This window comes from Arthrobacter sp. HMWF013 (assembly GCF_003061105.1).
In the GTDB taxonomy this organism is placed as follows: Bacteria; Actinomycetota; Actinomycetes; order Actinomycetales; family Micrococcaceae; genus Arthrobacter.
In genome coordinates this window covers 1-6323 of sequence record NZ_QAIQ01000075.1, presented here as the reverse complement: position 1 = coordinate 6323, position 6323 = coordinate 1, and the positions used below count along the sequence as shown (strand labels likewise).

The 6323-nt window shown below is 66.4% G+C and carries 6 protein-coding genes and 1 pseudogene; 6 read left to right on the top strand and 1 reads right to left on the bottom strand.

Features of this window, described 5'->3' with window-relative positions; translation table 11 throughout:
* On the bottom strand, positions 1-372 hold a 372-nt coding region (locus tag DBR22_RS03610), incomplete at its 3' end, for a YdeI/OmpD-associated family protein (protein WP_375134884.1).
* Between the two features lie 105 nt (positions 373-477).
* On the opposite strand from DBR22_RS03610, the gene DBR22_RS03605 reads away from it, so the two are divergent.
* From DBR22_RS03605 to DBR22_RS03580, 6 genes and pseudogenes are all read left to right on the top strand, one after another.
* Positions 478-1224 (top strand): hypothetical protein, encoded by a 747-nt coding sequence (locus DBR22_RS03605; RefSeq protein ID WP_108597823.1) that lies wholly within the window; start codon positions 478-480, stop codon positions 1222-1224.
* Between the two features lie 94 nt (positions 1225-1318).
* Positions 1319-1858 (top strand): NUDIX hydrolase family protein, encoded by a 540-nt coding sequence (locus DBR22_RS03600; RefSeq protein WP_108597822.1) that lies wholly within the window; start codon positions 1319-1321, stop codon positions 1856-1858.
* Positions 1859-1945: 87 nt separating this feature from the next.
* The gene (locus DBR22_RS03595) at positions 1946-2935 is read left to right on the top strand and encodes a DUF6707 family protein (protein WP_108597821.1); all 990 of its coding nucleotides are present in this window, start codon (positions 1946-1948) and stop codon (positions 2933-2935) included.
* A 61-nt stretch (positions 2936-2996) separates the two neighbouring features.
* Positions 2997-3722, top strand: coding sequence for a hypothetical protein (locus DBR22_RS03590; protein WP_108597820.1), 726 nt, complete (start codon positions 2997-2999; stop codon positions 3720-3722).
* 33 nt (positions 3723-3755) lie between these two features.
* Entirely contained in the window at positions 3756-5072 is a 1317-nt protein-coding gene (gene tgt, locus DBR22_RS03585; protein WP_108597819.1) for a tRNA guanosine(34) transglycosylase Tgt, read from the top strand.
* A gap of 191 nt (positions 5073-5263) precedes the next feature.
* Positions 5264-6204: pseudogene (locus DBR22_RS03580) on the top strand (type IV toxin-antitoxin system AbiEi family antitoxin domain-containing protein).
* Positions 6205-6323: the final 119 nt, after the last annotated feature.

Sequence of the window (6323 nt, the reverse complement as noted above, 5' to 3'; positions counted from 1 at the left end):
CCCGCCGTACGCCGCGTCCCAACGGCCATCGGCCTTGGCGCTTTCGACGGCGGCCCGGCCGGCGTCCGTCATCCTGCCTTCGGTTTCCAACCGGGCGACGATCCCCACATTGCGGGCGGACCATGGACTCCTGCGGACGCGGCGGGTCATCCGTTGGAAGTAGCTCTCGTCGTCGCGCTTCCGGACCTGGCCATCGATCCACCCGAAGCACAGCGCCTCATCGAGGGCGGCGTCGTAGTCCAGTTCGGTGACGTTGCCGCCCTTTTTGTGGAGGATAAGCCACACGCCGGGACTGCCCGTATGGTTGTTCTCCAGCCACAGCCGCCACGCTGCCGCATCCGGCACCAGCAGTTCCTCCAGTTCAATGGCCATGGCCCTATTCTGCCTGCCAGCTGCGCGCCAACGGCACTGTTCCGGCCGATTCAGGGCGTGGCATGATGGCCATGTCTGCCCGTTTGACGATGCGAGGAGAAACCCATGCTGCGTGTCCGCCCCATCCACTTCACGTCCCGGCCGGACGCGTGGGAGGAGCTCCTGACGGCCCTGGGCATGGCCAAGACCGTGGATGAGGGCCCGTGGCGGGAGTTCGACGCCGGTGCCGGCCGGCTGGCACTGCATCAGGCGGAGGCAGGTGCCGCTGACGACGGCATGACGGCCCTTGGCGTTGAGGTGCGCGATCTGGCGGAGTTCGCCCGGCGCACCAACCTCGCCGTGGCCGAATCCGAAACCACCACCGCCGACCTCATCACCGCCGATCATGGCGAGTCCTGCCGCGTCACCGGCAAGGACGGCTTCAGCTTCCTCGCGGACAAGGGCGCCCACGGCGCGGTCTGCGCGGAGGCTGACGCGGCCCTCACCGTCGTCGGGGTCTGGTTTACCGCTGATCCGGGCGCGGCCGCGGTGACCCTGCAGGATATCGGCGCCCGCTTCCGCCCGGTCCCCGACGCCGACGAACCGGCAGACTTCACCGCCAAGAACGGCGGGGTGCTGATGGTGCGTCCCGCGTCCGGCAGCCCGCGCTCCGGCCTCGGATTTGAGTACGACGGCGATCTGCGCACCGTGCGCGACCGGCTCACCGCTGCTGGAATCGCCGTGTCCGAGACGGAGGAGGCCTTCGCCAGGACGCTGCACGTGGCCAACCCGGATGCGGCGGAACGCTCCGGCAGCTCCGGCGCCCATGTCGCTCCCACCCTCTGGATCTCCCAGCGGCTCGCCACGCAATAATCCACAGGCGGGATTCCACCGCTTTCAGCGACGCTTTACGCTGATAGCTCACTCCTCACCGGCCCGCACGCGTCCGATGGGGTAGAACTTAACCATGAACGTTCGCACTCCTGACCCGAATCCCGGCTGGCTTTCCGAAGAAGACCTCTTTGAGGCCCGCGGGAGGCTCCCCATGATCTATGTGGAAGCCGTTCCGGTCAGGCTGGACCCGCTGGGATTCGTGAACGAGGTGGGCACGCTGCTGCAGGCCGATGAAGACGGCACCATGATCCGGTCGCTGGTTTCGGGCCGCGTGATCTACCGGGAGACCGTCCGCGCCGCGCTCCTGCGCCACATGGAGAAGGACCTCGGCCCCCTCGCCTTCCCTCAGCTCCCCATCAGCCCGGTGCCTTTCACCGTGGCCGAATACTTCCCCGCCCCGTCCCACACCGGCTTCACCGATGACCGCCAACACGCCGTATCGCTGGTGTACGTCATTCCCGTGACCGGCGAATGCGAGCCCCGCCAGGACGCCCTGGAACTGACCTGGATGACGCCTGAGGAAGTGCTCAGCCCCGACGTGCAGCTCGAGTTCAGCGGAGGCCGCGGTGCCCTGATCCGCCAGGCGCTGGCCTTCGCCGGAGTGGGCTTCTAAGCCCCGCGCGAAACCCCGGGGTCCCCGACTTCCGGCACCTGCCTTTGTAGACTGTAGGGCGGACCGCAAGAGAATTTAAGGACTTCCATGACCGAAACCCCAGTCTCCCGGTACTACAGCGAACAGCAGGCTGACTCTTTGACCACCGGCGATCAGCTCCTCCTGCCGGACGGTGAACGGACCGCGGAAATCCAGCAGGTGGAGCTTGAGTCCGATGACTACGGGGCCCCCGCCCTGATCCTGGCCAGCCTTTCCGGCGGCGGCACAGTGCGCATCGCCGCAGGCTCAGCCGTGAAGATCGTGAATACCAGCGCCCTTGACGAAACGCCTGACGCCGGCGCGCCGCTGTCCCTGGCCGTGGAACCCTCCGCGACGGAACCGGAGGAAGCCCCGGCGGCTCCCGCCGTCGTCGTACCTCCCCTGCCTGCGATTCCGCCCGCCGTGAGCGGGCCAACCGCGGCAGAGCTTGCACGCATCCCTGAGCCGCAGGGCACGCCCGAAGCCGTCGTGGAAGCTGCTGCAGAAGCACACCCCGACGCCGGAGGGGTGCTGCTGCTCGCCGACAAGCTGACCAAAGGCATCAACTTCAAGTCCGGAAGCTGCCTCAAAGACCTCAGCGACCTGGCGCACGAACTGTTCATCACGCTCAAGGATCCTGACGGTGCGCTGGCGGTCGCGGACCTGCTCAACGTCCTGCCGTTCGACGGAAACCCGGGCAGATGGGCGTCCGTGGAGGCCTCCCTCGCCCTGTCCAGCTACATTTGCCGCCAGGACCGGCAGGAGGACCGCGCCGAGGTCTATGAAAAGCTGCTGCGCTCTCCGGAGAACCAGGAAACGGACCCCTTCAAGTCCCGGATGAATGCCAAGATCCGCCAGCGTTCCCTGAATGAACCGAACCTGTACGACAAAGAAATCTTCCGTTCCATCGACAACTCCAACCACGAGGCCGAGCGGGAGTGGCGGCTGTTGCGGCTTGAGTCCCTGCTTTTCCTGCGGGCCCACGGCGGATCGGAAACCATTGGCGCCGGCGAACTACAGCGCCGGATCAGCAACGAACTCGAGGCCGTCAGGGCCTGAGCGGTCCGGGTGAGGGGAATTCCCCCTACCCGGGGCCGCGCCTGCGTTGTACATTCGGGCTATGACGAACAATCTGAGCGTAGTAATCAATGCTGATGCGCCGCAGGTTTGGACCATGCTGCGCGAACCGGCCAAAGTAGCGCAGTGGCATGGTTGGGAGGCCGACGAACTCGCTGCCGAGATCCATGAGATCTACTTCCACAAGGACGTGGTTGAAGCCCCGGACCACACCAGCCTGACCACTCACGGCGGGGACGTCTTCGACCTGAAACCGGTGCCCGGCGGGACATTGGTCAGCGTCACCCGGGCAGCACTGGACCACAACTCCGAGTGGGCGGCCTGGGACGAGGACATCACCCAGGGCTGGCTGACTTTCCTCCAGCAGCTCCGCTTCGCCCTGGAACGCCATCCCCACGGCAAGCGGCACACCCTGTTCTTCGAGTTTCCCGGCGGGAAAAGCTCCGCCATCGACAAACTGGGGCTGTCCGGCGTACCCGCTCCCGGGGAGCCGTACGAGCTGACGCTGGGGACCGGCGAGGAAATCTCCGGGAAGGTCTGGTACCGCACCAACCACCAGGTGGGCCTGACCGTCCACAGCTATGCGGAGCACGGGGACGGCCTGCTGATCGTTGCCGATCAGCCCGTCATCGACGACGTCCGGCCCGAGGGTGGGTCCCTGGTGATCGTCTCCACGTACGATCTGGGCGCCCACAGGCTGGAGGCCATCAATTCGCACTGGGATGGCTGGCGGGCTGAGAACTACCCCACATCAGACGCGCTCCACTGAGGGAACAGGACCGATAGCTGGCACACTGGAACCGTGCCAGCCAACCCCTCCCCAGCCATGCCCGCCGCCGCGACGTCCACACCCGCGGCAGCGGCTGAGCAGTCGCAGTTCTCGTTCACCGTTGGCACCCGCCTGGCCGGGCGCTGCGCGCCGTCGTCCGCCCAGGAGGCCGCCAACGGCGGCGAATTCCTGGGCCGCACCGGGACCATCAGCACGCCGCACGGTGAGATCCGGACGCCGGCTTTTATCGCCGTCGGGACCAAGGCCACCGTGAAGTCAGTCCTGCCGGAGTCCATGGCGGAGCTCGGGGCGCAAGCGCTCCTGGCCAACGCGTACCACCTGTACCTCCAGCCGGGCGCGGACATCCTGGACGAGGCCGGCGGGCTGGGCGCCTTCATGAACTGGCAGGGCCCCACCTTCACGGACTCCGGCGGGTTCCAGGTGATGAGCCTGGGCTCCGGGTTCAAGAAGGTCATCGACATGAAGTCGGTGGACGCCTCCGGTCCGGACGACGCCGTGGCGCCCGGCAAGGAACGCCTGGCCCACATCGACGACGACGGGGTGTGGTTCAAATCGCACCTCAACGGCGACCGGCACCGCTTCTCCCCCGAAATCTCCATGCAGGTCCAGCACCGGATCGGCGCGGACATCATGTTTGCCTTCGACGAGCTGACAACCCTGCAGAACTCCCGTGGCTACCAGGAAGAGTCGCTGGAGCGGACCCGGCTGTGGGCTTTGCGCTGCCTCGACGAGCACTTCCGGCTGACCTCGTCCCGGGTGGGCAAGCCGTACCAGGCACTCTTCGGCGTCATTCAGGGCGCCCAGTACGAGGACCTGCGGCGGAAAGCCTGCCGGGACCTTGGTGCCATGGACTTCGACGGGTACGGGATCGGCGGTGCGCTGGAGAAGGAGAACCTGGGCACGATCGTCCGCTGGTGCAATGAGGAGCTGCCCGAGGACAAGCCGCGGCACCTCCTGGGCATCTCCGAACCGGACGATATCTTCACCGCGATCGAGAACGGCGCCGACACCTTCGACTGTGTCTCGCCCACCCGGGTGGCCCGCAACTCCGCGTTCTACACGCCGCAGGGCCGCTTCAACCTCTCCGGTGCCAAGTACAAGCGTGACTTCGGGCCGCTGCAGGAAGGGTGTGACTGCTACGCCTGCGCCAACTACTCCCGCGCCTACATCCACCACCTGTTCAAGGCCAAGGAGATGCTCTCGGCCACGCTGATCTCCATCCACAACGAACGCTTTGTGGTGAAGATGGTGGACGACGCCCGGCTGGCCATCGAGTCCGGCACCTTCTTCGACTTCAAGGCCGAGACCCTGGCGCAGTACTACTCCTGAGCGTTCTCCGCGCCTGGCCCCTTCCGCAGGCGTGCTCCGCGCCGGGTGCTCCGCGCCGTTTCCGTTTCGACGGTTCCCTGCGCACTCGACGGCTGTGAACGTCGTGTGCGCCGGGAACCGTCGAACCGGGCTTGTCCACATAGCAAATCCACGGTCTGCCGCGGCCAGGGCGACCGGTGGAGGCTGGGCCCATGGCAAAAGAATCTACCCGCGGCCTTCCGGTTGGAGCGGACCTGTGGCGGACCGGGGAGCTGCTGGAAGCAGGTCTCAACGCACGGGCCATCGCTGCATTGGTCCGGTCCCAGGACCTGGTCCGGCTCCGGCGCGGCTGCTACATCCGCGGCAGCATCTGGGCGAAGCAGAAGCGATGGGTGCGCAGCCGCCAAGTGATCGCCGCCCATGCCCACGGGACGCTGACGACGTCGGGCGGGGGCTTTGTGTACAGCCACACCTCCGCTGCCAGGCTCCATGCGCTGTACCTGTGGGATGTCGACGATCGCGTCCACATCACGCAGCAAACGTGCCCCTCGCCCGTATCCCATGGCAAGGACGTCGTGGCACACACGCGGACGCTGGAGGCGGAGCCGTCATTTTCGTGGACGGCCTGCCCTGCACGTCGCTGGAGCGGACGGTCGTGGATTGCTGCCTCATGCTGAACTACAGGCAGTCCCTGGTCCTGATGGACCACGCCTTGAGGAAGGGCGCGGATGCGGAGAAGCTCCGGGCAATGTGCTCTGCATTGACTGGAAGAAACGGCGTCCTGGCCCTTCGCCGGGCCATCGAAAACAGCGATGCCCGGTCCGAATCTCCCGGCGAAACGCTCTCCCGCGAGCTTCTCCACCGGCTCTGCATCGAGCCACCCGAACTTCAAGTGGCGGTGTGGTCCGCGGCCGGCCAGCACCGCTTGGACTTCGCGTGGCGGGATAAGAAGGTGGCCTTGGAATTTGACGGCAAGGTGAAGTACTTCGACTACCAGCCCACGGACGAGGCCATCTTCGCCGAACGCCAGCGCGAAAAAGCCTTGATGGCCCTTGGCTGGACCTTCGTCCGGGTCGAATGGAAACACCTGTTCCGCGAACAGGAGTTCAAGATGACCGTCCTCCGGGCACTCCGGAGGCAAGCAGCTGCCTAGGCCCGACCATTTCGCTGGTTCCCTGCACACTCGACGTCGGCGAACGTCGTGTGCGCAGGGAACCGTCGAAACGGCGCCGCGGGGTGGCGCGGGATGGGTGGCCGGGCGCGGAGCGGGGT

Excerpts from the sequence above, each read along its gene's own strand:
- DBR22_RS03605 (WP_108597823.1), top strand. The coding sequence starts at position 478 with ATGCTGCGTGTCCGCCCCATCCACTTCACGTCCCGGCCGGACGCGTGG.
- DBR22_RS03600 (WP_108597822.1), top strand. The coding sequence starts at position 1,319 with ATGAACGTTCGCACTCCTGACCCGAATCCCGGCTGGCTTTCCGAAGAA.
- DBR22_RS03595 (WP_108597821.1), top strand. The coding sequence starts at position 1,946 with ATGACCGAAACCCCAGTCTCCCGGTACTACAGCGAACAGCAGGCTGAC.
- DBR22_RS03590 (WP_108597820.1), top strand. The coding sequence starts at position 2,997 with ATGACGAACAATCTGAGCGTAGTAATCAATGCTGATGCGCCGCAGGTT.